At 62.9% G+C, this 23,977-nt stretch carries 26 protein-coding genes; 17 read left to right on the top strand and 9 right to left on the bottom strand.

Annotation, left to right across the window (positions count from 1 at the left end):
- Positions 1 to 23: 23 nt before the first annotated feature.
- Entirely contained in the window at positions 24 to 737 is a 714-nt protein-coding gene (locus KUV72_RS04950; protein WP_222237631.1) for a 16S rRNA (uracil(1498)-N(3))-methyltransferase, read from the bottom strand.
- A gap of 121 nt (positions 738 to 858) precedes the next feature.
- Between KUV72_RS04950 and phaR the strand changes: the two genes are divergently transcribed.
- From phaR to KUV72_RS04930, 4 genes are all read left to right on the top strand, one after another.
- Positions 859 to 1,320, top strand: coding sequence for a polyhydroxyalkanoate synthesis repressor PhaR (phaR, locus tag KUV72_RS04945; RefSeq protein WP_222237630.1), 462 nt, complete (start codon positions 859 to 861; stop codon positions 1,318 to 1,320).
- Between the two features lie 101 nt (positions 1,321 to 1,421).
- The gene (gene purD / locus KUV72_RS04940) at positions 1,422 to 2,705 is read left to right on the top strand and encodes a phosphoribosylamine--glycine ligase (RefSeq protein ID WP_222162714.1); all 1,284 of its coding nucleotides are present in this window, start codon (positions 1,422 to 1,424) and stop codon (positions 2,703 to 2,705) included.
- A gap of 60 nt (positions 2,706 to 2,765) precedes the next feature.
- On the top strand, positions 2,766 to 3,200 hold the full coding sequence (locus KUV72_RS04935; RefSeq protein ID WP_222237629.1) for an acyl-CoA thioesterase: 435 nt from the start codon (positions 2,766 to 2,768) through the stop codon (positions 3,198 to 3,200).
- On the top strand, positions 3,200 to 4,072 hold the full coding sequence (locus KUV72_RS04930) for a phosphoribulokinase (protein ID WP_206941357.1): 873 nt from the start codon (positions 3,200 to 3,202) through the stop codon (positions 4,070 to 4,072). Before KUV72_RS04935 ends, KUV72_RS04930 begins: the two co-directional genes overlap by 1 nt.
- Before the next feature lie 18 nt (positions 4,073 to 4,090).
- Here KUV72_RS04930 and KUV72_RS04925 read toward each other — a convergent pair whose 3' ends face one another.
- A complete protein-coding gene (locus KUV72_RS04925) occupies positions 4,091 to 4,969 on the bottom strand; it encodes a DMT family transporter (protein WP_222237628.1) in 879 nt (292 codons plus the stop codon).
- Between the two features lie 204 nt (positions 4,970 to 5,173).
- Between KUV72_RS04925 and KUV72_RS04920 the strand changes: the two genes are divergently transcribed.
- Positions 5,174 to 6,598, top strand: a complete 1,425-nt coding sequence (locus tag KUV72_RS04920; protein ID WP_222237627.1) for a PLP-dependent aminotransferase family protein — start codon at positions 5,174 to 5,176, stop codon at positions 6,596 to 6,598.
- Between the two features lie 143 nt (positions 6,599 to 6,741).
- On the opposite strand, the gene KUV72_RS04915 is transcribed toward KUV72_RS04920, so the two are convergent.
- A complete protein-coding gene (locus KUV72_RS04915; protein WP_222237626.1) occupies positions 6,742 to 7,977 on the bottom strand; it encodes a cation:proton antiporter in 1,236 nt (411 codons plus the stop codon).
- Between the two features lie 237 nt (positions 7,978 to 8,214).
- On the opposite strand from KUV72_RS04915, the gene KUV72_RS04910 reads away from it, so the two are divergent.
- Both KUV72_RS04910 and coq7 read left to right on the top strand, forming a co-directional pair.
- On the top strand, positions 8,215 to 8,556 hold the full coding sequence (locus KUV72_RS04910) for a histidine triad nucleotide-binding protein (RefSeq protein WP_206941351.1): 342 nt from the start codon (positions 8,215 to 8,217) through the stop codon (positions 8,554 to 8,556).
- Between the two features lie 280 nt (positions 8,557 to 8,836).
- A complete protein-coding gene (coq7, locus tag KUV72_RS04905) occupies positions 8,837 to 9,481 on the top strand; it encodes a 2-polyprenyl-3-methyl-6-methoxy-1,4-benzoquinone monooxygenase (RefSeq protein WP_206941349.1) in 645 nt (214 codons plus the stop codon).
- A 238-nt stretch (positions 9,482 to 9,719) separates the two neighbouring features.
- Here coq7 and KUV72_RS04900 read toward each other — a convergent pair whose 3' ends face one another.
- The 3 genes from KUV72_RS04900 to KUV72_RS04890 all read right to left on the bottom strand — a co-directional run bounded on the left by KUV72_RS04900 (position 9,720) and on the right by KUV72_RS04890 (position 11,982).
- Complete coding sequence (locus KUV72_RS04900) at positions 9,720 to 10,139, bottom strand: OsmC family protein (RefSeq protein ID WP_206941347.1); 420 nt, start codon at positions 10,137 to 10,139, stop codon at positions 9,720 to 9,722.
- A 125-nt stretch (positions 10,140 to 10,264) separates the two neighbouring features.
- On the bottom strand, positions 10,265 to 10,948 hold the full coding sequence (gene murU, locus KUV72_RS04895) for an N-acetylmuramate alpha-1-phosphate uridylyltransferase MurU (protein ID WP_222237625.1): 684 nt from the start codon (positions 10,946 to 10,948) through the stop codon (positions 10,265 to 10,267).
- Complete coding sequence (locus KUV72_RS04890; protein WP_222237624.1) at positions 10,945 to 11,982, bottom strand: aminoglycoside phosphotransferase family protein; 1,038 nt, start codon at positions 11,980 to 11,982, stop codon at positions 10,945 to 10,947. Before KUV72_RS04890 ends, murU begins: the two co-directional genes overlap by 4 nt.
- Before the next feature lie 188 nt (positions 11,983 to 12,170).
- Between KUV72_RS04890 and KUV72_RS04885 the strand changes: the two genes are divergently transcribed.
- The 8 genes from KUV72_RS04885 (at position 12,171) to KUV72_RS04850 (ending at position 20,270) form a co-directional block, all read left to right on the top strand.
- Positions 12,171 to 14,633: an LPS-assembly protein LptD gene (locus KUV72_RS04885; protein WP_222237623.1), complete on the top strand. Its 2,463-nt coding sequence runs from the start codon at positions 12,171 to 12,173 to the stop codon at positions 14,631 to 14,633.
- Positions 14,634 to 14,717: 84 nt separating this feature from the next.
- Positions 14,718 to 15,359, top strand: a complete 642-nt coding sequence (locus KUV72_RS04880; RefSeq protein WP_222237622.1) for a SurA N-terminal domain-containing protein — start codon at positions 14,718 to 14,720, stop codon at positions 15,357 to 15,359.
- Between the two features lie 78 nt (positions 15,360 to 15,437).
- Entirely contained in the window at positions 15,438 to 16,475 is a 1,038-nt protein-coding gene (pdxA, locus tag KUV72_RS04875; protein WP_222237621.1) for a 4-hydroxythreonine-4-phosphate dehydrogenase PdxA, read from the top strand.
- Between the two features lie 116 nt (positions 16,476 to 16,591).
- Entirely contained in the window at positions 16,592 to 17,458 is an 867-nt protein-coding gene (rsmA, locus tag KUV72_RS04870; RefSeq protein ID WP_222237620.1) for a 16S rRNA (adenine(1518)-N(6)/adenine(1519)-N(6))-dimethyltransferase RsmA, read from the top strand.
- Complete coding sequence (gene apaG, locus KUV72_RS04865; protein WP_206941334.1) at positions 17,455 to 17,835, top strand: Co2+/Mg2+ efflux protein ApaG; 381 nt, start codon at positions 17,455 to 17,457, stop codon at positions 17,833 to 17,835. Before rsmA ends, apaG begins: the two co-directional genes overlap by 4 nt.
- Positions 17,836 to 17,859: 24 nt before the next feature.
- Entirely contained in the window at positions 17,860 to 18,678 is an 819-nt protein-coding gene (locus KUV72_RS04860; RefSeq protein WP_206941332.1) for a symmetrical bis(5'-nucleosyl)-tetraphosphatase, read from the top strand.
- Positions 18,679 to 18,765: 87 nt separating this feature from the next.
- Entirely contained in the window at positions 18,766 to 19,098 is a 333-nt protein-coding gene (gene glpE / locus KUV72_RS04855) for a thiosulfate sulfurtransferase GlpE (protein WP_222237619.1), read from the top strand.
- Positions 19,099 to 19,100: 2 nt separating this feature from the next.
- Positions 19,101 to 20,270, top strand: a complete 1,170-nt coding sequence (locus KUV72_RS04850) for a polynucleotide adenylyltransferase (RefSeq protein ID WP_261317350.1) — start codon at positions 19,101 to 19,103, stop codon at positions 20,268 to 20,270.
- Between the two features lie 4 nt (positions 20,271 to 20,274).
- Here the strand turns inward: KUV72_RS04850 and folK are convergent, their stop codons facing one another.
- Together folK and folB are read right to left on the bottom strand one after the other, a co-directional pair.
- Positions 20,275 to 20,796 (bottom strand): 2-amino-4-hydroxy-6-hydroxymethyldihydropteridine diphosphokinase, encoded by a 522-nt coding sequence (folK, locus tag KUV72_RS04845; protein ID WP_222237618.1) that lies wholly within the window; start codon positions 20,794 to 20,796, stop codon positions 20,275 to 20,277.
- Positions 20,796 to 21,161 carry a dihydroneopterin aldolase gene (gene folB / locus KUV72_RS04840; RefSeq protein WP_222237617.1) on the bottom strand — a complete coding sequence of 122 codons (366 nt, stop codon included), beginning with the start codon at positions 21,159 to 21,161 and terminating at the stop codon, positions 20,796 to 20,798. The genes folK and folB overlap by 1 nt, the downstream gene beginning before the upstream one ends.
- Positions 21,162 to 21,477: 316 nt before the next feature.
- Between folB and plsY the strand changes: the two genes are divergently transcribed.
- Entirely contained in the window at positions 21,478 to 22,065 is a 588-nt protein-coding gene (plsY, locus tag KUV72_RS04835; protein ID WP_224908452.1) for a glycerol-3-phosphate 1-O-acyltransferase PlsY, read from the top strand.
- Between the two features lie 48 nt (positions 22,066 to 22,113).
- Here the strand turns inward: plsY and tsaD are convergent, their stop codons facing one another.
- Entirely contained in the window at positions 22,114 to 23,145 is a 1,032-nt protein-coding gene (gene tsaD, locus KUV72_RS04830) for a tRNA (adenosine(37)-N6)-threonylcarbamoyltransferase complex transferase subunit TsaD (protein ID WP_222237616.1), read from the bottom strand.
- Positions 23,146 to 23,604: 459 nt separating this feature from the next.
- Here tsaD and rpsU point away from each other — a divergent pair, with 459 nt between their 5' ends.
- Positions 23,605 to 23,820, top strand: a complete 216-nt coding sequence (gene rpsU / locus KUV72_RS04825; protein ID WP_013333229.1) for a 30S ribosomal protein S21 — start codon at positions 23,605 to 23,607, stop codon at positions 23,818 to 23,820.
- Positions 23,821 to 23,977 lie beyond the last annotated feature (157 nt).

The following is a 23,977-nucleotide window of genomic DNA, read 5'->3' as shown; positions in this document are numbered from 1 at the left end:
GTGCTCACACCTGGGCCGGCCCACTAGAACAGTCGCGCCAGCAGGGCAGTCACGGCGGTTTCCACCCTGAGTATGCGTTGTCCCAGGTGAATGCCCTCACATCCGGCGGCCAGCATTTGCTCCACCTCCCAGTCGATGAAACCTCCTTCGGGGCCAATCAACAGCACCACCGGATCATTGATGCCTCGAGGGCATGCCTGCGGCATGCCTGGATGAGCCAACAGGCCGCGCCGCCCCTCCAGCAGAGTCGGTAGCCGGTCCTCGACAAACGGACGGAAGCCGCGCGCCGTATCCACCGTGGGCATGCGAGTATCACGCGCTTGCTCCAATCCCAGCACCAGGTGCTGGTGAATCTTAGCCGGATCGAGTTCCGGCGACTGCCAGTAGCTTTTTTCCACGCGCCGGCTATGCAGCAGCGTGATGTGCTTCACCCCCAGCGCAGTGGCATGCTCTATGCTTCTTGCCAGCATGCGTGGGCGAGGCAGGGCCAGCACCAGATGCACCGGCAGCGCCTCGGGAGGTGCCTGGTCCAGGCCTGATACGTCGAAGCAAGCTTCATCTTCGTCCAACGAAAGCAGCGTTCCACGACCAAGCGGGCCATTCTCTATCCCGAGGGTCATGACGTCACCTTGCTGGGCGCGGTGAACCTGACGCAGGTGTGCCAGGCGTCTGGGGTCGCGGACCCTGGCCAGCCGTGAGTCATTGACGTCGTCCTGGGTGAGAAGAATCAGGTTCATGGAGCCTCGAATGCCGGTTTGTCTTGCAAGGGCGGTGTCGCGGTGCAAAATGGATGCGAACGAAGCCGAATGACCGTGATGGCGGTCAGGTGGCTTCCCACAGAATGTAAGGAGCAGCGCCGTGCGTGTGATTCGCAAGTATGCCAATCGCCGGCTCTATGATACCGAACAGAGCCGCTATGTGACCCTCGAGGATCTGCGCAGTCTGATTCTCGAAGAAGTGCCCTTCCGTGTCGAGGACGCCAAGAGTGGCGAAGACCTGACACGTACCATTCTGTTGTCGATCATCATCGAACAGGAACAGGCTGACAGCGACGCCGAGGTCTTCTCCAATGACCTGCTGCAGCAGCTGATTCGGGTGTACGCCATGTCCCAGCCGCTGCCGCTGGCGCGCTATCTGGAACAGGGCACGCGGCTGATGATGGAACAGCAGAAGAAGATGCAGGATCAGTGGCAGCAGGCCATGCGCCATTCCCCGATGGAGCTGATGCGGGAGTTGGCGGAAGAGAATATGCGCTTCTGGCAGAACACCATCAGTCAAGGAGGTGCCACCCGTTCGGATGACGACGAACGATCGTCCTGAGTCGTCCAGCGGGGGGCGGCAGTGCCGCACGTTATCGCGCGGGCCGGGCCTTTTTCTGCCATAATGCCGCCTCATTTGGTACATGATAGGTGGTTGAGCGGATGAAGGTCCTGATCATCGGCGGCGGTGGCCGCGAACACGCGCTGGCCTGGAAAGTGGCTCAGTCGGCCAGCGTTTCTGCGGTATTCGTCGCGCCAGGTAATGCGGGTACCGCCCGCGAGGCAGGCCTGACCAACGTCGATATCGGCGTGGCTGATCTTGATGGCCTGGTTGCCTTTGCCCAAGGCGAAGGCATTGATCTCACCATCGTAGGCCCCGAAGCACCGCTGGTGGAGGGCGTCGTCGATCGCTTCCGCGCGGCAGGGCTGGCGATTTTTGGTCCGACCCAGGGCGCTGCCCAGCTCGAGGGGTCGAAGTCCTTCACCAAGGACTTTCTGGCACGCCACGCCATCCCCACCGCCGCCTACAGTACCTTTACCGAGGTCGAGCCGGCCCTGACCTATCTGCGAGAGCAGGGCGCTCCTATCGTGATCAAGGCCGACGGGCTGGCGGCCGGCAAGGGCGTCATCGTGGCCATGAGCGAGGCCGAAGCCGAGGCCGCCATCCGCGATATGCTGGAAGCCAACGCCTTTGGCGACGCTGGTGCACGGGTGGTGATCGAGGAGTTTCTCGAGGGCGAGGAAGCCAGCTTTATCGTGATGGTGGATGGCGCCGCCATCGTGCCCATGGCCACCAGTCAGGACCACAAGCGCGTTGGCAATGGGGATACTGGCCCCAACACTGGCGGCATGGGGGCTTACTCCCCCGCGCCGGTGGTCACCGATGAGGTCTATGCGCGCATCATGGATGAGGTCATTCGTCCTACGGTGCAAGGCATGGCCGCAGAAGGGCACCCTTACACCGGGTTCTTGTATGCAGGTCTGATGATCAGCGAAGCCGGTGAACCCAAGGTCATCGAATACAACTGCCGTTTCGGTGATCCTGAGACACAGCCGATCATGATGCGCCTCAACAGTGACCTGGCCGAGCTGTGCCTGGCGGGTGCCACGGGACGCCTTGACGGTCATGAGTGTCAGTGGGACCCGCGTCCTGCCATTGGTGTGGTCATGGCCGCCGAGGGCTATCCGGCAGGCTACCGCAAGGGCGATGCGATTACTGGCTGTGATGAGGCCGAGGCGCTGGGGCTCAAGGTTTTCCACGCGGGTACCGCAGACAGCGACGGTCAGGTGGTAACGTCTGGCGGGCGGGTGCTGTGCGTGACGGCGCTGGGTGATGACCTTGCGGCTGCGCGCGAGCTTGCCTACCGCGGCGTGGATCGCGTCGGATTCGATGGGGCGTTCTGGCGAACCGATATTGCCCACCGCGCCATGGCTCGCCAGGGCTGATGGGGCAACATGCCCGACTCGCCCCGTGGCCAGGCCAATAACAATTTCCAAGGAGCGAGCATGGAACGTGTGAAACTCGACTTCCCCGAGCAGTCGATCGTGCATCGCCACCCGCTGACGGTGCGCATCACCGACATGAACTACGGCCAACATCTTGGCCATGATGCGGTGATTTCGCTGATGCACGAGGCCAGGGCAGCCGCCCTGGCCGAACTTGGTCTGCACGAGGGCGACCTGGGGGGCTACCCCAGCGTGGCGGCGGACTTGGCCATCCAGTATCAGGCGGAAGCCCATTGGCCGGATGCCCTGGTTATCGACACGGCGATTCCGGTGCCGGGACGCAAGGCCATCACGGTCTACCACCGGATTCGCCGAGAGCGTGACGAGCGCATTGTGGCGACCGCCCGCATCAACTTGATGGTGGTGGATCCCCAGGCGGCTCGTCCGGTGGCGGTGCCCGATGCTGTGCATGCTGCGCTGGAGAGGGTGCGCTGATGTCGAGGGAGTATCCGGTCATCGCGGTCACCGGTTCATCCGGGGCGGGTACCACGACCGTCAAGAGGACCTTTGAACGCATGTTTGCGCGCGAAGACGTGCATGCGGCCTTCGTCGACGGTGATGCCTTTCATCGCTATACCCGGCAGGAGCTGGCGCGAATCTTCCGCGAGGAGCCCGAGCGCAAGGATGAGCTGTCCCACTTTGCCGTCGAAGCCAACTTGCTCGATCGTCTGGAAACGCTGTTTCAGGAGTACGGGGATAGTGGCTCGGGTACCTTCCGCCATTACATCCATGCCGAAGACAAGAAGATGATCGAGGCTGGCTATCAGGTCGGTACCTTTACCGAGTGGCAGCCGCTACCGACGGGCACCGACCTGCTGTTCTATGAAGGCCTGCATGGTGGTCTGGTGACCAGTGAGGTGGATATCGCTCGGCATGTCGACCTGCTGGTAGGCGTTGCTCCGACCATGAACCTTGAGTGGATTCAGAAGATTGATCGGGACATGCATGCTCGGGGATACACCCAGGAAGCGGTCATCGACACCATTCTTGGGCGCATGGACGACTACGTTCGCTATATTCTGCCCCAGTTCTCGCGCACCCATATCAACTTTCAGCGGGTGCCCACGGTGGATACCTCGAACCCCTTCGAGGTGCAGGACATTCCTACCGATGCCGAGTCCTTCGTGGTGATCCGCTTTCGTGATCCCGCCACGGTGGACTTTCCCTATCTGTTGGCGATGATTCAAGATGCCTTCATGAGTCGCCCCCATACCCTGGTCGTGCCTGGTTCGCGCTTGTCTCTGGCGATGGAGTTGATCCTGGGGCCACTGGTACGCCATTTGCTGGCGCAGCGTCGCTTTCGCTGAATCACCTCACCACGGCGTTCATCGTGCCGCCAGGGGGGCCGCGTAGCGCTTGGCCCCCGCGACACACAGCACCACGATGGCACAGGTGACCAGCATCATCAGGCTGATGCTTTCGTGCAGCCACCAGGCGGCTAGCCCCAGTCCCAGAAAGGGTTGCAGCAGCTGCAACTGTCCGACGGCGGCGACGCCACCCTGAGCCAGCCCTTGGTACCAGAAGACAAAGCCAATCAGCATGCTGAACAGCGACACATAGCCCATGGCCCCCCAGGCAGCGATGTCGATATTCGCAAAGGATGACGGGCGAGACAGTCCTGTCAGCGCCAGCATGACGGGAAGTGCGAGAACCAGCGCCCAGCAAATGACGCGCCAGCCAGACAGGCGTCTCGATAGACGTGCGCCTTCTGCATAGCCAAGCCCGCAGACCAGTACAGCGCCTACCATGAGCAGATCTCCCGACCCGTTGCCATAGCCATGCTGGCTCAGGGCAAACAGGGTAATGACGCCGCCGCCGCAGAGGGAAAACAGCCAGAACACCGGGCGTGGCCTATCGCCTGCGCGCAGCACACCGAACAGGGCAGTGGCCATCGGCAGCAGCCCGATGAAGACCAGAGAGTGAGCGGCGTTGACCTGTTCGAGAGCCAGCGCGGTCAACAGCGGAAACCCGACCACCACGCAGCCCGAGATCAGCGCGAGCGAGGCCAGCTCGCCAAATGCTGGGCGACGTCCGCCGATGCAGAGCAGCAGCATCAGCGCTACCGCACCGGCGATGCTAGCCCTGGCGAAGGTGAGGAACAGGGGATCGAAGGCACCGACGGCGATGCGCGTTGCCGGCAGCGAGCCGCTGAAGATGGCCATTCCAAGAAAGCCGTAGGCCCATCCAAGGTGGGGGGAAGACATGCGTGAGGCTCCGTGCCGAAATGATCTGCTTAGGTTGGGCTGGAGCGTCGGCGGTATCGAGATACAGTTCAGTACAGTTTGGGAAAACTGTTATGGTGCGGTGACCAATACAGTGCGCCGCCGTGTCGACTGAAATGATCGCCCAGAGGATCGATCCGATGGCGTTGGTCTGCACTACGCATCTTGCTATGTCGAGGGGGAAGGATGCACCTGTCCGATATTGACCGCCGGTCGGCCGTTCCTCTGGTAGAGCAAGTGGTGGCCCTGGTGCATCGGCGGATGGCGCAGCGTCAGCTGGCTCCAGGGGCTCGACTGCCATCGATCAGGGCGTTGGCTGAGTCGCTGTCGATTTCGCGTTCTACCGTGGTCGACGCCTACGACCGTCTGGTCAGCGAGGGCGCCATTCACTCTCGTCCCGGGGCGGGATTCTTCGTGGGGGATCGTCTTCCACCACTCTCCCTGGCCGAGCTCGGTCCTCCCCGTGCCCGTGAAGTCGATCCGCTGTGGCTGACCCGGCAAGCGCTCGAAAGCGATCAGGCCCGCTGGCGGCCAGGCTGTGGCTGGCTGCCGGCAGAATGGATGCCGCATGATGATATACGGCGAGGCTTGAGGCAGTTGGCTCGCCGCTCCTGCGCCCTGCCGACGCTGACCGACTATGCTCCGCCCCAAGGCCTGGGGGCATTGCGGCAGGTGCTGTCGCGCCGCCTGGCGGAACGCGGGGTGGAGGCGTCACCACAGCAGATCATGCTGGCGGAGTCGGGCACTCAAGCGATTGACCTGCTCTGTCGTTTCTTGCTGGAGCCGGGTGACTGCGTGGTGGTGGATGATCCCTGCTACTTCAACTTTCATGCCATGCTGCAGGCCCATCGCGTCACCGTGATCGGAGTTCCCTTCACCCCGTCGGGGCCAGATCTGGTCCACCTTGGCCACGCCCTCGAGCGGCACCGACCACGTCTTTACATCACCAACTCCGGGCTGCATAACCCCACCGGCGCCGGCCTTACGCTGGCGGTGGCCCATCGCGTCCTGCGCCTGGCCGAACAGCATGATCTGTTGATCATCGAAGACGATATCTTTGCCGACTTCGACATTCAGCAGGCGCCTCGGCTGGCGGCGCTGGATGGACTGGACCGGGTGCTTCAGGTGGGCAGTTTTTCCAAGACCCTGTCGGCCTCGGTGCGCTGCGGTTACATCGCGGCACGCGGCGAGTGGATCGAAGAACTCGTGGACCTCAAGCTTGCCACCTCCTTTGGTGCCAGCGCTCTGTCTGCGGAGTTGGTGCTGCAGTTGGTCAGAGAAGGGGCGTACCGACGCCACCTCAACCTGCTCAGGGCGCGCCTGGGCGACGCCATGGGGCGAGTCAACCTGCGGCTCAGGTCGTCAGGCCTTGAGCCGTGGATCGAGCCAGCGGGTGGGATGTTTGTCTGGGCGAGCCTGCCCAGCGGGCTGCTGGCCAAGGAGGTCGCGCGGGAAGCCCTGAACGTGGGCCTGGTGCTGGCGCCTGGAGAGGTCTTCAGTGCTGATGGCAAGGCCAGTCGCTATCTTCGCTTCAACGTCGCCCAGTGTACCAGCCCCGAGGTGTTCGACCTGCTCGATAGCACCCTTGAGCGCGTCGCCGGACAGCAGTGAGTCAGACCGGCTGTCATGACCTCCGTCGCCAGCAGGCGAGATGTGCCAGGGCACCCTCTGGGGGGGGAGTGGGGATGCGTTGATGGCCGCCGCTCTCACCGCCGCTCTCACCGCCACTCTAACCGCCACTCTCACCGCCACTCTCAATGTGGTTTCTCCGACGTTGGAGAGCTCGCAGCACGTCCCCTAGCAAAGCGTTTCGCCATGGGTTGTGCGCTGACGCCATGCAGCACCACCGAGATCATCACCGTCAACACCACGCAGGCCAGGATTTCGTTGCTGCCGGGAATTGGGTACTCGGTGTAGACGTGCAAGGCGAACAGAATGCTGGCGAGTCCCCTGGGGCCGAACCAGCCGAGGAAGGTCTTCTCATAGGTCGACAGCCCCAGACCCGTCAACGACACCCAGATGGGCAGCATGCGGATGACCGTCAGGTACATCAGGGCCAGTGTCACGGTCTTCCACGAGGCGTGAGAGAACGCCAGCGGTACCATCACCGCACCAAAGATCAGGAAGGTGGCGATGGTCAGCAGTTGCCCCTCACTTTCCATGAACTCTTCGATGAAGGTGGTCTCGTGGCGCAGCAGGTTGCCGAAGGTCAGTCCACCCAGGAACACGGCGATAAACCCGTTGCCTCCCACGGACTCAGCGGTCAGGTAGGTCAGGAACGCCACCGCCAGAAACAGAATGCCCTGGTAGACCACGGTGACGGTTCCTCGATCAATGGCCGCGTCGAGCAGGCGCGCAAACCCCCAGCCGAACACAACGCCGACCAGGGGCCCCAGCGTCAGCTGCAGCAGGGCAAAGGTCAGCAGGTTGTCTGGCGCATGGGCGACGTCTGTCCCGGTGGCCGCTGCTGCCATCAGGGCAGATGCCAGAATGACCGGCACCGCCAGGCCATCGTTGAGCCCGCTTTCAACATTGATCGATTGCCGAATGCGCTCAGGCACGCTGGGGCTCGACACGACCGCCTGGCCCAGCGCGGCGTCAGTAGGAGTGAGGATGGCAGCGACCAGCATGGCGGTGGCCCAGGCGGCCTCGGGGGATACCCACTTTGCCATCAGGGTACCCAGCAGCACGGTCAGAGGCATGCCGATCAACAGCATGCGCAGGGGAATCGACAGATCCTTGCGCAGCGACTTCAGCTTGACCACCGATGCGTCGGCAAACAGCACAATGATCAGCGTGATCTCGGCGATTACCTGGGTCAGCTCCTGCTGGATGTGCACCGGGACCAGGTCGGGCGTCATCATTCCGAGCACCATGCCGGTGGTCATGAACACCATGGGCAGGCTGATCAGCGACGCGGAAATGCGCCGTGACAGCAGCGCGAATGTCACGAGGACCAGCAGTATCAGCAGCAGGGCGGCATGATGCATGTGCGGCGGTACTCCAAAGAAGTATCGAATGTGTAGGTTGTATCACAGCAGCAACCACGATGGGCGAGGTGCGTGCGAGCCCTGGGCGCAAAGCTCAACGTTGCACAGCAAGCGGGCTGGGAACGATCCCCATACGGCGTGGGTCAGCCGTCGATCACAGGAAGACTGACAGCGAGGATAATGCCCGGTAACCTCGGCACTCTATCTCTGTTGTCATGAGCACCCACGGAGCCCGCCATGGATTGCCTGTTCTGCAAGATCATCAATCGCGAGATTCCCGCTGATATCGTCTACGAGGATGACCAGGTTCTGGCCTTTAACGATATCGATCCGAAGGCGCCGACCCATATGCTGGTCATTCCCAAAAAGCATATCGCCACCTTGAACGACATCAGCGAGGATGACCTTGCGCTAGTGGGAAGATTGCCGTTCATCGCCTCGCGCCTGGCCAAGGAGCAGGGCTTCGCCGAAGACGGCTTCAGAGTGGTCATGAATTGCAATGAAGACGGCGGACAGACGGTCTATCATATTCATATGCACGTGATGGGCGGTCGACGCTTCACTTGGCCGGCTGGCTAGCTGGCGCTTGACGGAGACTCTTCCGGCATCTCAAGCGATCGACGCATCCGTGCATTCCATGGCGCCGTCCGGTGGGTATGACTCGGACGGCGCCGCTCGTTGCGCCGCTCGTTGCGCCGCTCGCCTTCGTGCGCGGGGCGCCGCCAATGTCTGGGCGGATAGCGCAGTGGTTTAAGTCGAGCTCAGGCTGGCGTAGAGCTCGGGCTGGCGTAGAGCTCGGGCTGGCGTAGAATAGTGCCTCAGCGACTCGACTTTCCTACCGCCGCCCAAGGATGCAGGTATGCCACGCTCTCTTTCCCCCGCTGATCGCGCCATTCATCAGTTCGATAATGTGCTGCGCACGCTGGTGCCGGGTGCGGCCCGAGCCTCACGTCCGACGCCTGCAGACAGCAGCGTTGATGACGGCGAGATGAGCCACGAAGATCGCCACCATGCGGCCGGTCTGATGCGGATCAATCACACCGGTGAAGTGTGTGCTCAGGCTCTCTATCAGGGCCAGGGTCTCACGGCCAAGCTGCCGGAGGTGCGTGGCCAGATGGAAGAGGCGGCCCAGGAAGAAATCGACCATCTTGCCTGGTGCGAGGATCGCCTGCGCGAGCTGAATGCCGATACCAGTCGGCTCAACCCGCTGTTCTACGCGGCATCTTTCGGCATGGGAGCATTGGCGGGTGCCATTGGTGATCGTGTCAGTCTCGGTTTCGTGGCCGCGACCGAGGAGCAGGTGGGCAAGCATCTGGACGAGCACCTGGAAACGTTGCCGGAGGGGGATCGTCGCTCCCGCGCTGTTCTGCGGCAGATGGCAATCGATGAAGCGCATCATGCCCAGCAGGCGCTTGAGGCAGGCGGTGCGCGCTTTCCTGGGCCGGTAAAGGCCGGTATGACCTTGATGTCCAAGGTCATGACCAAGAGTGTCTATCGCTTCTAACTCCCACCAGCACTCGCTGGGGCATTGTTGTCCGCAGCGTGTCGTGGGGCGCTGTCAGGCTGTATCAGGCTGTATGGCCGTGGTCGGAATGCCCCGCTTGAGGCGGGGCATTGCCGTGTTCGGCGGCCGTTTTCTTGCTGCGCTCTGATGCTTTGGCGCTTTGGTGCTCTAGCACCCTTCTCTATCGCTTCTCAGCAAGGCCCGTTGGGCGCTTTCGCGATAGAGAAAGTAGGCCGGATCACGACTCCACAATGCTGTACGAGTGGGTGACTTCGACGCCTCCCTTGGCCAGCATGATGGATGCGCTGCAGTACTTGTCGGCGGACAGTTCGACGGCGCGCTGCACCTGCTTTTCTTTCAGTCCCTTGCCTGTCACGGTGAAATGGACGTGAATCTTGGTGAACACCGAGGGCACGCTGTCGGCACGTTCTGCGTCGATCTCGGCCACGCAGTCTTCCACCGGTGCGCGAGATTTCTCGAGGATTTCCAGCACGTCGAATGAGGTGCAGGCTCCCATGCCCATCAACAGCATCTCCATCGGGCGCGGGCCGGTGTTGCGACCACCGTGATCGGGCGGTCCGTCGATGACCACGCTGTGGCCGCTACCGGATTCGGCCACGAACTGGCGACCGCTGGTCCATTTGACGCTGGCTTTCATGGGGCTTCCTTATGTTTTGCTGTCGGTGCGCACCGTCAAGGTGCGCAGGGAACATCATGTGTCGTCGGTTACGGCCGACCCTGTGGTTGACAACCCTATGAGTGACAACCCTCTGATTGACAACCTTAGGGTCGGCTGGAGCGGTGGCCGGAGCTCAAGCGCTGGTTGAGCGCCTCGAGGCGTTCCGGTGTGCCCACATCGACCCATTCGCCATGGTGATGGGTGCCGGCTACCCGGTCACTTGCCATGGCCTGACGAAGCAGTGGTGCCACAGGATAACAGGGCTCGGGTAGCTCGTTCACCAGTCGCGGATCGATGAGCGCGATGCCCGAATAGGTCAGGCGTGGCGCTCCCGTCGCCTGCACTCTGCCGGCGGCTGTCAGGTGAAAATCCCCCTGTGGGTGATGCGGCGGATTATTGACCATCACCAGATGGGCGAGATCACCCTCTGCCAAGGACAGGGTGGCGGGGTCGATATCGCAGAAGGCATCCGCACTGATCAGCAGAAAGGGCGCCTCACCCAGCAGCGGGCGCGCCTTGGCGATGCCTCCGGCGGTTTCCAATGGCTGTGACTCATGGCTGAAGGCAATCGATACGCCGTAATCGGCTCCATCGCCGAGCGCCTCCACGATCTGGTCAGCTCGGTAGCTGACATTGATCACCACATCGCGAATGCCCACGGCGGCAAGCCGCTTGAGGTGATGGCCGATCAATGGTTCGCCCGCCACGGGAAGCAGCGGTTTGGGGCAGTGGTCGGTCAGCGGACGCATGCGCTTGCCCAAGCCCGCGGCCAGGATCATGGCTTTCATGATGCGCTTCCTTGCAGCCGGTCTGACAGCTGCGAGCGCAGCGTTCGCTGGGTCCAGGACAGGAAGTCGGCCTGGCCTTCCAGGCCTTCGAGTTCCACCAAGCTGTCCTGAAGGTGATCAAGGAAGTGCGGCAGACGCTGGAGATAGCCGTCACGCCCGTCCCTCAGGGTAAGGCGACAGAAAATGCCCAGCACCTTGAGCGAGCGTTGGGCGGCCATGGCATTGGTCCAGCGCCAGAAGGTGTCGTGGTCGACCTTGTCAGTGAGGCGGCCATCGGCGATGGCCCTGTCGCAAAAGCCGTCGCACCACTGTCGGCGTTGTGCTGCATCGAAGCGTCGATAGCGGCCATGCAGCAGTGAGATCAGGTCATAGGTGATGGGGCCAGCGAGCGCATCCTGAAAGTCGATCAGCCACAGCGCATCCGCGTGGCGCATCAGATTCATGGCATCGAAGTCTCGGTGCACCGTGACCACGGGTTGCACCAGCGCTTCGCGGATCAGGGCATGGCGCAGCGCCTGCCAGCCAGGGATGTCGGTGTCCTGCTCAAGCCATCGTCCGGTACACCATTCGGGAAACAGGTCCAGTTCTCGTGCCAGGGTCGCCTCGTCATAAGGCGGTAGCCCGTCAGGCGCCAGCTGTTGCAGTCGCTCGAGCAGGGTGATGGCAGCGTCGAAGCGGCTGCGCGTGGCGGCTGAATCGGCGTGTTCGAGAGCGAGCTGCAGCGGCTCGTCGCCGAGATCTTCCAGCTCGACGAATCCTTGCTGGGGGTCGACAGCATGGATGGCTGGGGCAGGCAGTCCCGCGGAGCGCCAGCGACGGGCGATATCGACAAAGGGGGCGACGTCTTCCTGAGGCGGGGGCGCGTCCATCAGTATGCGCGTCTGGCCATCGTTCAAGGTCAGACGATAGTAGCGGCGAAAGCTGGCGTCACCGGCCGCCAGGACCAGTTGGCCTGCGCCAGGGTCGTGCGGGTGCTGGGAGTGTGCCCAATGGCGCAGTTGCTCGAGTCGGCTGGGGCATTCGGCCTGGGACATTGCTGAGAGAACTCCTGATAGCGGAAGGGCGACGGTTGGCAAAGTCGGTTGACGCTCCGTTGGCCTCACCGCATGCTGTGCATGGATCATGGGCGGCTGTGGCGCAACTCCTGCTGGAGCAGATCGGCGTTACAGGCCGGCCGCGGCCTGTATAATACCGATTCACCCCGTCGAGGACAGCGTGCAACATGGCCAAGCGATACGCATGGACGGCCCTGGCGGGCCTCGCCACCACTAGTCTGGTGTCGTCGCCCCTGTGGGCGGCTCCCCCTGATTCCCTGCCGGCAGGCCAACTGGATTGGCAGCCCTGGGGCGATGACCGTCCCGCGGGGACCGTGTGTCGAGGCTACTATGTCGAGCCAGACTACCGACTGCCTGCGCCGGCCATTGATGGTCAGGTCAACAGCGAATCCAACACCGCCAATTACGGCACGGATGGCGATACCGTGCTGGATGGCGAGGTTATCCTGCGCAAGGGCGACACCCAGCTGGAGGCCACCCGCGTCCAGGTGCCACCGGAGCGCGACCTGGCCAATGCCAGTGGCCCCCTGACCCTGCGTGACAAGGGCCTGCTGGTACGTGGAGACAGCGCCCAGGTGTCGCTGGACAGCGATCAGGCGACCATCGACTCAGCCCATTATGTGGCCCACGAGGCGCGCCTGCGCGGCGATGCCATTCAGCTGGAGCGCGTCAGCGACAACGTGTTCCGCTTGCGAGAAGCCAGCTTTACCACCTGTGAACCCGGTGACAGCACCTGGCGGCTGGTCGGTAACGACATTCTGCTGGACCGCAATCAGGGCTTTGGTACGGCCAAGCATGCCCGCCTGGAAGTCGGCGATGTGCCGGTGTTCTACTGGCCATGGGTACGCTTCCCGATCGATGAACGCCGACAGAGCGGTTTTCTCTGGCCCACCATCGGGGTGTCCGACGGCGGCGTGGACTACGCCCAGCCCTACTATCTGAACTTGGCGCCCAACTATGACGCCACCATCACCCCTCGCTGGATTCAGGACAGCGGCTTGCTGCTGGGTGGTGAGTTCCGTTACCTGTTTCCCTCGGACCAGGGTACCGTCGAGGGCGCCTACATCGGCGACGACAAGTCCGCCGGGGATGACGATTCGACCACCGAGCTCGAGAACGGGGACGAGCGCTGGTACTTCGACTACAGCCATTACGGTCGGTTCAGTTCGCGGATTCCGTATCGCTTGCGCTATGGGGCCGCCAGTGATGGCCGCTATTTCGATGACTTTGGGCGCACCTTCGGCGAAGCCGATACCAGCAACATGCCTCGCCTGGCCCAGATCGACTATCTGGGTGACACCTGGTCGCTCCAGGCCAAGGCCCAGGGCTATCAGTTGCTTGATGATCCGGTCGACGAAGGTGACAAGCCGTTCTACCGCCTGCCTAGCCTCACGGCCAACGGTCGCTGGTCCCAGGACCTTGGCTTCTACCAGGAGTGGAATTCCAACGCGACCTACTTCTGGCGTGATATCGAAGGCGATGAGAACGGCTTCTACGACTACGAGGACACGGTTCGGCGCATTCCCCTGCGCGAGGACGTCAAGGGGGCACGCCTCGACCTGACGCCTGCGGTGGGCTATCGCTTTGACCCGAGCTGGGGCTTCTTCGAGCCGCGCGTGGCCTTGCAGCACACCAGCTATGACCTCGATTACGATGACCGCATCACCGATAACACCGAGAGTCCGTCGCTGACGGCGCCGGTCACCACCATCGACGCTGGCCTGATCTTCGAACGTGATTTCGCCTTCGGTGGTGATGACTGGCGCCAGACCCTGGAGCCACGCCTGAACTACGCTTACGTGCCGGAAAGGGACCAGAGCGACTTCCCCGACTTCGACACTGAAGAGCTGTCGTTTTCATGGGGGCAGCTGTGGTCGCCTTACCGCTTCTCTGGGGGTGACCGGCTCGGTGACCTGAACCGACTGTCCTACGGCGTGGAAAGTCGCTTCCTGGAAGATCAGAGCGGCCGTGAGCGCCTCTCCATCGGTGTGGGCCAGGCAGCCTACTTCGAGGATCGCAACATCGATATGGCTGGCGACCCGGACACCTTGCCCAGAGACGAAGAGTCGTTCGACTATTACGATGCCACGCGGGACCGTTCCCCCTGGGTGACACGGATCAACTGGTCGATCAACGACAACTGGAGCACCCGCTGGCAGTGGCTGTACGACGATGAAGAGAGCCGTACCGAGAGCACCGGTCTCGGGGTGCACTATCGCGCCGATGCAGGCCACGTGCTCAACCTTGGCTACCGCTGGCAGCTGGAAGGCTTCGACAACGCGGACGATGCCGACGACATCCGTAACTACAACAGGGAAGAATACGACCTGTCGTTTGCCTACAAGGCCACGGATCGTTTCGACATCATCGGGCGAGTCCTCTACGACAACACCAATGATCGCGCCCTCGACCAGATGGCGGGTGTGCAGTGGAACGACTGCTGCTATGGTGTGCAGGTCGTCTGGCGCGAGTGGATCGAAGACGAGGACACGGCCAACAATATCGAGGATGACACCACGGATCGCGGCCTGTTCCTGCGCTTCGTGCTCAAGGGCTTGGGTGGCTTCGGTGGCGAGGCCGACACCTACTTCCAGTCAGCGGTGCCCGGCTATCGTCCTGGCCTGAACTGAGTATCTCCTGCGAACTATCCTGCGGCAGGCGGGTTCTAACACGCCTGCCGCATCGAATTTCTGAGTGAACGAGGAAGCAAGATTATGCGTAGCCGACCCCTTGCCGCCGTGGCGCTGGCCGCCTGTCTGGCGCTGACCACCGTGGCTGCCAATGCCCAGGACGGTTACCGTCAGCCGCTGGATCGCATTGTTGCTGTGGTCAATGAAGACGCCATCATGGCATCGGACCTGGACGAACGTGTCGACCAGGCCATGGCACGCCTGCGCACCAGCGACATGGCGCTGCCCCCGGAGCAGGCGCTGCGTGAGCAGATTCTCGATCGCATGATTGTCGAGGAAATCGAGGTGCAGCTGGCCGAGCGCATGAACCTGAGTGTCGACGAGACCGAGCTCAATCGTCAGGTACGCTCCGTGGCCAACCAGAATGGCGCCACACTGGAGCAGTTTGCGGATCGTCTCGAGTCACAGGGCACCAGCCTTGCCCAGGTGCGTGACCAGATCCGTCGCGAGATGCTGATCATGAAGGTCCAGCAGGCTCAGGTATCCAGTCGCGTCAATATTTCCGAGGCTGAAGTCGAGCGCTTCCTGCAGCAGGAAGGCGTGGGTGCTACCCGCGACCAGGCACGTCAGGCGATTTTCCAGCGTAAGGTGGGTGATGAGCTGGAGAAGTGGATGCAGGAAATTCGCGGCGAAGCCTTCGTCGAGAAGCGCCTGAACCAGGGGTGAAGGCGCGTCCGCAAGCGGGTGTCACCGTCGTGAAGAGGCCAATGAGGTGGATGTGAAAGCGCAACAGGTGAGCGGCAAGTGAAAGCGCCTATCGTAGTCACCACCGGAGAGCCTGCGGGCATTGGCCCGGAGCTCGCGTTGATGCTGGCGGCGGCAGATGCCACTGACTGGGTCGCCATTGGCGACCCAGTGCTGTTGAGGGAGCGGGCCGAGGCGCTGGCGCTGGACATCGAGGTGGCCGTCACGGCGCCGGGTCAGCCGCATCCGGGCCCCAGGGTCGGGCGCCTGGCGGTGTGGCCGGTGGACATGAAAGCCCGCTGCATTCCCGGGGTGCTCGATCCCGCCAACGCTGACTATGTGCTGGCGACCCTGGACCTTGCGGTGACGCAGTGTCTGGCGGGCAACGCTGCCGCAATGGTCACCGCGCCCCTGCACAAGGGCGTGATCTGCGACGGCGGTCATGACGGTTTTACCGGCCACACCGAGTACCTGCGCGATGCATGCGGGGTAGAGGAGGTGGTCATGATGCTGGCGACCGACCACGCCTTGCATGGGCGTGTGGAAGCAGCCAGTGACACGCTCCCGACGCCCCTCAGGGTCGCCTTGGCCACGACTCACTTGCCGCTGCGAGAAGTGGCCGACGCCTTGTCCCAGGCAAGCCTCGAGCGGGTCTTGCGGATCCTGGCGCAGGACTTGACCCGTTACTTCGCGGTGAAGGCTCCGCGCATCGCCATATGTGGCTTGAACCCCCATGCGGGAGAGGGGGGGCACCTTGGACGTGAGGAAATAGAGGTGATCACCCCGACGCTGGAGCGGCTGCGGGCCGAAGGGTTCTGCCTCGATGGTCCGCTGCCCGCGGATACGCTGTTTACGCCTCGACACCTTGCCGGCGTCGACGCCGTGCTGGCGATGTACCACGACCAGGGTCTACCTGTCCTGAAGTATTCAGGGTTCGGTCAGGCCGCCAACATCACGCTAGGGTTGCCGCTGGCGCGCACCTCGGTCGATCACGGCACGGCTCTTGACCTGGCAGGGACCGGGCAGGCCAGCCCGCAGAGCCTGGCAGTGGCGATTAGCCTGGCCGAACAGATGGGGGCCCTGGCCCAGGCGGGCTGAATCGGCCGTTTTCCCCTGCCCGACCTTGGCCAGCCTTTGCGCTCTGGCCATCAGCGCCCTATCATCGCTCGCTATATTGATTTGGCGCTCCCCTTGGTTTCATAAAGGATTCAAGCATGTCATCCCGCCCTACGGCGCACCGGGCTCGCAAGCGCTTCGGTCAAAACTTCTTGCGTGACCATGGCGTCATTTCCCGCATCGTTCGCTCCATCGGCGCGCGCCCTGGTGAGCGCGTGGTCGAGATCGGCCCCGGTCAGGGAGCGCTGACCGAGCCATTGCTGGAGGCGACCGAAGGGCACCTGGAGGTTATCGAGCTGGACCGCGACCTGATCCCGGGCCTGCGTGTGCAGTTCTTCAATCACCCGGCGTTCGTGATCCATGAGGGCGATGCCCTCAAGATGGATTTCGGGGCGCTGCGTGGCGACGGACAGCCGCTGCGTGTCGTCGGTAACCTGCCCTACAACATATCGACTCCGCTGATTTCACACCTGCTGCGCGCTGGCTCTGCGGTTCAGGACATGCACTTCATGCTGCAGAAGGAAGTGGTGGATCGTCTGGCCGCTCCCGCCGGTGGCGGAGATCGTGGCCGACTGTCGGTGCTGGCGCAGTATTTCTGCGAGGTCGAGTCACTGTTTGTGGTTCCCCCTGAGGCGTTTGTTCCGCGGCCCAAGGTAGACTCTGCCATTGTGCGCATGACCCCGCGTCAGCAGAAGATCGCGCCAGCCCAGGATGAGACGTTGCTGTTCGATATCGTGCGAGAGGCCTTTGGCCAGCGCCGCAAGACCCTGCGCAACAACCTCAAAGGGCGCATTGATGGCGATGCCCTGGCCGAACTTGGGATTGATCCTGGTCGCCGTCCGCAGACCCTGGAGGTGGCAGAGTTTGTCGCGATCGCCAATGCGGTGTACCAGCAGCAAGGTAATGCTTCAGCGGATCATGACACACAGGGGGATCAGGACACTGGGGAGGAGACACCCGCATGAACGAGCACCCCGACGTGCGCGTTGACGTGACACCGGCCTTTCGTGAGGACGAGTCTGCGCCGCTGGAAGATCGCTTTGTGTTCAGCTATACGGTCACGGTTCACAATCACTCAAGCGGTAATATCCAGCTCATGGCCCGGTTCTGGAAGATCACCCAGACCAGCGGGCAGGTGCAGGAAGTGCGTGGCAAGGGCGTGGTCGGCAAGCAGCCGATGATTGGTCCTGGCCAGACATTTCAGTACACCAGCAGGGCGATACTCGATGGGCCGGTAGGCTTTATGGAAGGCGCCTACACCTGCGTCGATACGGCCAGCCAGCGACCGTTCGAGGTGCCGATCTCGGTGTTCCGCCTGGCCACGCCCAACCAGATTCATTGAATGTCTGACGACAGCGGGAGACGCATGAGTCGATACGCCATTGGAGACCTGCAGGGCTGCCATCAGGAGTTTGTCGAGCTGCTGGAGGCGCTCAGCTTCGATCCGCGTCGTGATGAACTGTGGCTTGCGGGGGACCTGGTCAATCGCGGGCCCGGATCCCTGGATTGCCTGCGGGACGTCATGGCCCTCGGTTCTGCTGCCAAGGTGGTGCTGGGCAACCATGACCTGCATCTGCTGGCGGTGGCACGAGGTGGGGCTTCGCTCAAGCGCAAGGACACCCTCGACGACATTCTGGCAGTGCCCGATCGCGATACGCTGCTCGACTGGCTCCAGGCCAGGCCGCTGCTGCTGCGTGACGGAGAGGCCGTGATGACCCATGCCGGGCTACCGCCCCAGTGGTCGGTGGAGCAGGCCGAGGGGCTCGCCGGAGAGGTGTCCTGGGTGCTGACGGGAGAGCAGTCCGGCGACTTCCTGTCGCGGATGTATGGCAACCGGCCGCGACGCTTCAAGCCCCATCAGGAGGGCGTAGATCGCTACCGGGCCATCGTGAACACCCTCACCAGGATGCGTTTCATCGACGCCGAGGGGCGTCTCGATTTTGACGCCAAGGAAGGCCTGGATAGTGCCCCCGAGGGATTTTCCCCCTGGTTTCAGTATCCCCGTGCCGACGATCCGTGGCTGCTGTTCGGCCATTGGGCGGCGCTCAATGGCACTGCGCCAGATCGCAGGGTGAGGGCAGAGGCCCTGGATACCGGCTGCGTCTGGGGCGGCAGCCTGACCGCGCTGGATATGGCAAGCGGAGAGCGAATCAGCGTTCCGAGCCGCCAGCAGATCACGCGATAACCGATACCAAGCCCGTTGTGCGGCATCCGCCACGCTCATGTGCGGCGTTGCCCATGGGCCTCTTGCTTTTGCCTTCTGGAGTTTTGCATGACACCGGCGACCTTCGAGCACCTCGATACCGAACGCCTTCAACAATGGCTGGATCAGGGCGGTGAGCTTTGCCTTGTCGATATTCGCGATCCGGGCAGCTTTGCCCAAGGGCATATTCCCGGTAGCCGCCACCTGGACAATGACAGCGTCGGCCCGCTTGTCGCGGAAACCGCCAAGGATACTCCGCTGGTGGTGGTGTGCTATCACGGCCATTCCAGCCAGCAGGCGGCGAGTTGGCTGGCCGCTCAGGGATTTACTCAGGTCTATAGCCTCGACGGCGGTTTCACCCAGTGGCAGCACGTTCTGCCTGAACGCGTCAGCAAGGGCTGAACATGGCCCCTGAGATGCCGGGAAAGCACCACGGCAGCACAGACCCCTGTGCCGGTCTTGAACGTTACCGGGTGGGGGGTGCGGTGCGTGACGCGCTGCTGGGATGGCCAGTCAAGGACACGGACTGGGTGGTCGTTGGCGAGACCCCAGCGTCGATGCGGGAGCGTGGTTTCACGCCGGTAGGCCGGGATTTTCCGGTGTTCCTGCATCCCCGTACCCATGAGGAGTATGCCCTTGCCCGTACCGAGCGAAAGTCCGGGCATGGATATACCGGCTTTGAGGTGCATGCAAGTCCTGACGTCACCCTGGAGGAGGACCTTGGGCGGCGCGATCTGACGATCAATGCCATGGCCGAGTCGCTCGATGGGCACCTGGTGGACCCTTTCAACGGGCGTCGCGACCTGCAGCAGCGGCGCTTGCGTCATGTCAGTCAGGCCTTCGTCGAAGATCCGCTGAGGGTGTTGCGCACAGCGCGCTTTCTCGCTCGCTACGCCGGCCTCGGGTTTACCATTGCCGAGAGTACGCAAGCGCTGATGAAACAGCTGGCCGACAGCGGCGAGCTGGATCACCTGGTGGCTGAGCGCGTCTGGGTGGAAACCGAGAAGGCGCTGGGCGAGCCAGAGCCCCGGCGCTACTTCGAAGCGCTGGACTCATGCGGTGCACTGTCACGGCTGATGCCTGGCTTGGTGCAGCCAGGAGCGGCCGAGTTCAAGCGCGCCTGCGAGAGAATGAGCGCATTGCCCTCGGCCCTTGCGGGCCAGCCCGTTTGGCGCTGGGGTCGCCTGGTGGAGGCCCTGCCGGCCGAGCAGCGTCGCCAGCTTGAACAGGCCTTGAAGGTGCCCAATCCGTATCGTGATCTGGGACACCAGCTGGCGCTGACCCGTGAGCTCAAGGCGCAGCTGGCCGACGGTGCAGGCTCAGAAGAGGCCAGCAGGATAGCCATGACCTGGTGTGACGGCATCGATGCCTGGCGGCGCAGCGAGCGAGTCGCGCCCCTGCTGTCGTTGCTGGCCATGGAGGTGCCCGAGCAGGCGGCCTGGTTGGCGCGTGGGGTCGATCAGGCGCGCTCGCTTGCCCCGCGAGAGCTGCTTGATCAGGGCTTCAAAGGGGCGGAGCTGGGGCAGGAGCTGAGGCGACGTCGCCTGGCGTGCTTTCACCAGGGCGGGCGCTGATCCTTCAACGGGGGGGCAGCGGTAGCGCTTCTCCGCGCCAGTGAAACTCGACCGGCCACAGCTGTTGGCTGCCATCGTCGAACGCTTGCCAGAGCTCCTGGTAACGGCGCCCCACGACGGGATGGCGATGGTCGGGAAGAAGCTCTGCCATCGGCCACAGGACGAAGGCGTGGTGCAGGATCTCGCCGCGTGGCAGGCACACGCCGTCGACCTCCCCGGTCAGCGAGTCGACGGTAAGAATATCGACATCAAGGGTGCGGGGGCTGAACTTTGGGCTGTCCTTGCTGCGGCCGTTGGCGCTCTCCAATCGTTTGCACCAGGCTTGCAGCTCGCCGACGCTCCAGTCGCAGTGAAGGGCGACCACCAGGTTGAAGAAATTGCGGCCGTCCTCGAAGCCCACCGGCGTGCTCTCGAATACGCGGGAAACGGCCAACTGGCCAAAGGTGTCGGCCAAGGCATCCAGGCACACCGTGATGTGGTGCTCCCGTTCGATGTTGCTGCCAAGGCTCAGGGTGACCAGTCGCATCAATGTCCTCCCGCTGGTGTACCACGCTCGATGCGCACGCCTACCGAGGCGGCATTGGCCACAGCGCCGGGCTTGCGCAAGGTCATTCTCAGCCAGCTGATCCCGTATTCCTGCATCAGCAGCGACGCCAGGCGCTCGGCAAAGGTTTCCACCAGCTGGAAGTCATTCTCCGAGGCGAAGACACCAATGCGACGACTGATGGCGTCGTAGTCGAGCGTCTTGCTCAGGTCGTCATCCGCGGCCGCTGCTCGGATATCCGTCGCCAGCGTGAGATCCACTATCAGACGCTGGGTAATGGAGCGCTCCCAGTCGTAGACGCCAATGACGGTGTCCAGCTCAAGGCCTTCGATCAGCACCTGATCCATCGATGATGTTTCCCGGTCGTGGTGTCCCGGTCGTGGCCGGGAACGCAGAATGAACAAGGCGGCCAATTGTACTTGACCAGGCGGTCGCGAAACAGGCCGCAGATGGCGACAGCGAGCCCGGGCTGGCAAACTGGTCCTTCAAAGGGGGCGGCCTGCGTGGTACTTCCCTGGAGGTTTGGCCGGACGCCAATCGTCTGGCACCACCAGAAGACTGTCGCGGTTCCCGGCGTCGCTGGTGCAGCGGCGCTGCCAGCATGATCGCGCGCATGGGGCTACCATGTGCGCACCGAGGCGTCCTCATGGCGCAGGAGTCGTTGTGGGTCCGACCATAGAAGTATTACTGCCGCTGACGGCGCTGGGCTATCTCAGTGGAACCTGGTTGGGGGCGATCACCGTATGCCGGGTGGCGGGGCTTGCTGACCCGCGCTTGAGCGGGTCATGTAATCCGGGGTTTTCCAATGTGCTGCGGCTGCATGGGCCCGTGCTGGCGCTGGCAACCCTGACCATCGATGCGCTCAAGGGCTGGCCCGTGCTGCTGTTGGGCATGCACCAGGGGCTGACGCCTTGGGGGCTCGGACTGGTGGGCCTGGGGGTGCTGCTGGGGCACTGCTATCCCGCCTGGTATCGCTTTCGCGGCGGCAAGGCTGTTGCCAGTGCCTTTGGCGTGATGCTGCTGCTGACCCCCGGTGTCGCGCTGTCATGTGCCGTGATTTGGGGGCTGCTGGCCTGGCGGGTGCATACCGCGGCGGTCGCCTCACTGACCAGTGCCACCCTGGCACCGTTGCTGAGCCTGTGGCTGTCCCCCGACTTTGCCTGGGTGGTGCTGGTGTTTGCCGCGCTGGTGCTGGCCCGGCATGCGCTCAATATAGATCGACTGCGCCGTGGCAAGGAGCCACGGCTGTGACATGGCGAGACGCCACGGTAGATCGCTGCTCTGGTGGGGCTGATCCGTTCAGCACGGGGCGCTCAGCTGGTCCATCGGCCAGCGCGGCACGGCCTGCATCTGACCTACCACGTCCCGCTCGCCCGCCAGCAAGCGCTGCGCACCGGCATAGGCGATCATGGCGCCGTTATCGGTACAGAAACGGCCGCGGGGGTAGTACACCTTGGCTCCCTGCTTGGCGGTGGCGTCTTCAAGCCGAGCGCGCAGGCGGACATTGGCGCTGACGCCTCCAGCGACCACCAGACGCTTCAGTCCAGTCTGCTTGAGCGCACGGCGACATTTGATGGCCAGGGTGTCCGCCACGGCTTCCTCGAACGCACGCGCCACATCCGCACGGGCCTGTGCATCCAGCTGTCCCGCGCTTTCCAGCTGGCGGATGGTGGTGAGGGTGTGGGTCTTCAATCCCGAAAAGCTGAAGTCGAGTCCCGGCCTGTCGGTCATGGGACGCGGGAACTGGAAGCGCCCCGGATCACCGGTTTCCGCCAATGCGGCGACCCGGGGGCCGCCCGGATAGTCGAGGTCGAGCATCTTGGCTGCCTTGTCGAAGGCTTCGCCCGCTGCATCATCCACGGACTCGCCCAGCAAGCGGTACTGGCCGATACCGGCGACCTCCACCAACTGCGTGTGGCCCCCGGACACCAGCAGCGCCACAAAGGGGAAGGCCGGAGGCTCATCCTCGAGCATGGGGGCCAACAGGTGGCCTTCCATGTGATGGACACCAAGGACCGGGATATCGAGCGCTCGGGCCATGCCGTGTGCGGTGCTGGCACCCACCATCAGGGCGCCTACCAGCCCCGGGCCTGCCGTGTAGGCGATAGCATCCAGCTGTTCGCGCCCGATAGCGGCTTGCTCCAGAACCTGGTCGATCAATGGCAGCAGGCGTCGAGTATGGTCGCGGGAAGCCAGCTCCGGCACCACGCCGCCATAGTCGGCGTGCATGGCAACCTGGCTGTGCAGGGCGTCGGCCACCAGACCGCAGTCGGTGTCGTAGAGCGCGACGCCGGTCTCGTCGCAGGAGGTTTCGATGCCTAGTACTCGCATGGGTCGACTCGGGAAGCAAAAGCGGGAAGGGGCATGATTCTACGCCGTTTTGAGAGTGGCTGCGACAGTGGGCGCGCGAGGGAAAGTGTGGCGGCGGCCAGCGTGATGCCGTCTCACGGGCGAACCTGTGTCCTGCAACTCGCTGTTCTCGCCTGATCCTACGGACAGAGTGGCGTCCGCATCGTGGTGCGTGCTGGGTGGCCGGTAGGCGCTCTCTTTCCAAAAAGAATTTGCAAGGCTCGGCTTCGCTCACTAAAATACTGTGCGCTGCAAGACTGGGTCGTGCATCCAGGGCTCGCTGTCCCCCGTCACTGTTTCGTTTCCTTGCTGATTATGGCATTCGCGATAGCGTTGCCTTCCTGTATGAGTTAAGGCAGTCGAACGAAGTGTCGTGGGGTATTGGCCTTGAAGGTGTGCGTACAAACCGAACTCAAGTTACCTAAGGTAGGTGAGTGCTTAATGCCTTCTGTCAAAGTACGTGATAACGAGCCGTTTGACGTCGCTCTGCGTCGCTTCAAGCGTTCCTGTGAAAAAGCCGGCGTTCTGTCTGAAGTCCGTCGTCGTGAGCAGTACGAGAAGCCGACTGCCGAGCGCAAGCGCAAGGCCGCTGCCGCTGTAAAGCGTCACGCCAAGAAGCTCCAGCGTGAGCGCAAGCGTTTCGAACGGCTCTATTGATCCGTACTTGAGTCGAGCGTGGTTCGCCGCTCTCGATTCAGGAGGACGCCAAGCGGCCGCCATTGAGGTGGCCGCTTGTTTTTCTGACATCCGATGAGGGTGTCCCGTCCAGACCTCTGGACGATTCTTGTTCTTCTCAGGATACCGCTCCTGTCGA

The sequence above is a fragment of the Halomonas sp. DP4Y7-1 genome (genome assembly GCF_019800705.1).
Classification (GTDB): domain Bacteria; phylum Pseudomonadota; class Gammaproteobacteria; order Pseudomonadales; family Halomonadaceae; genus Halomonas; species Halomonas litopenaei_A.
This window is presented reverse-complemented; position numbering and strand designations above follow the sequence as displayed.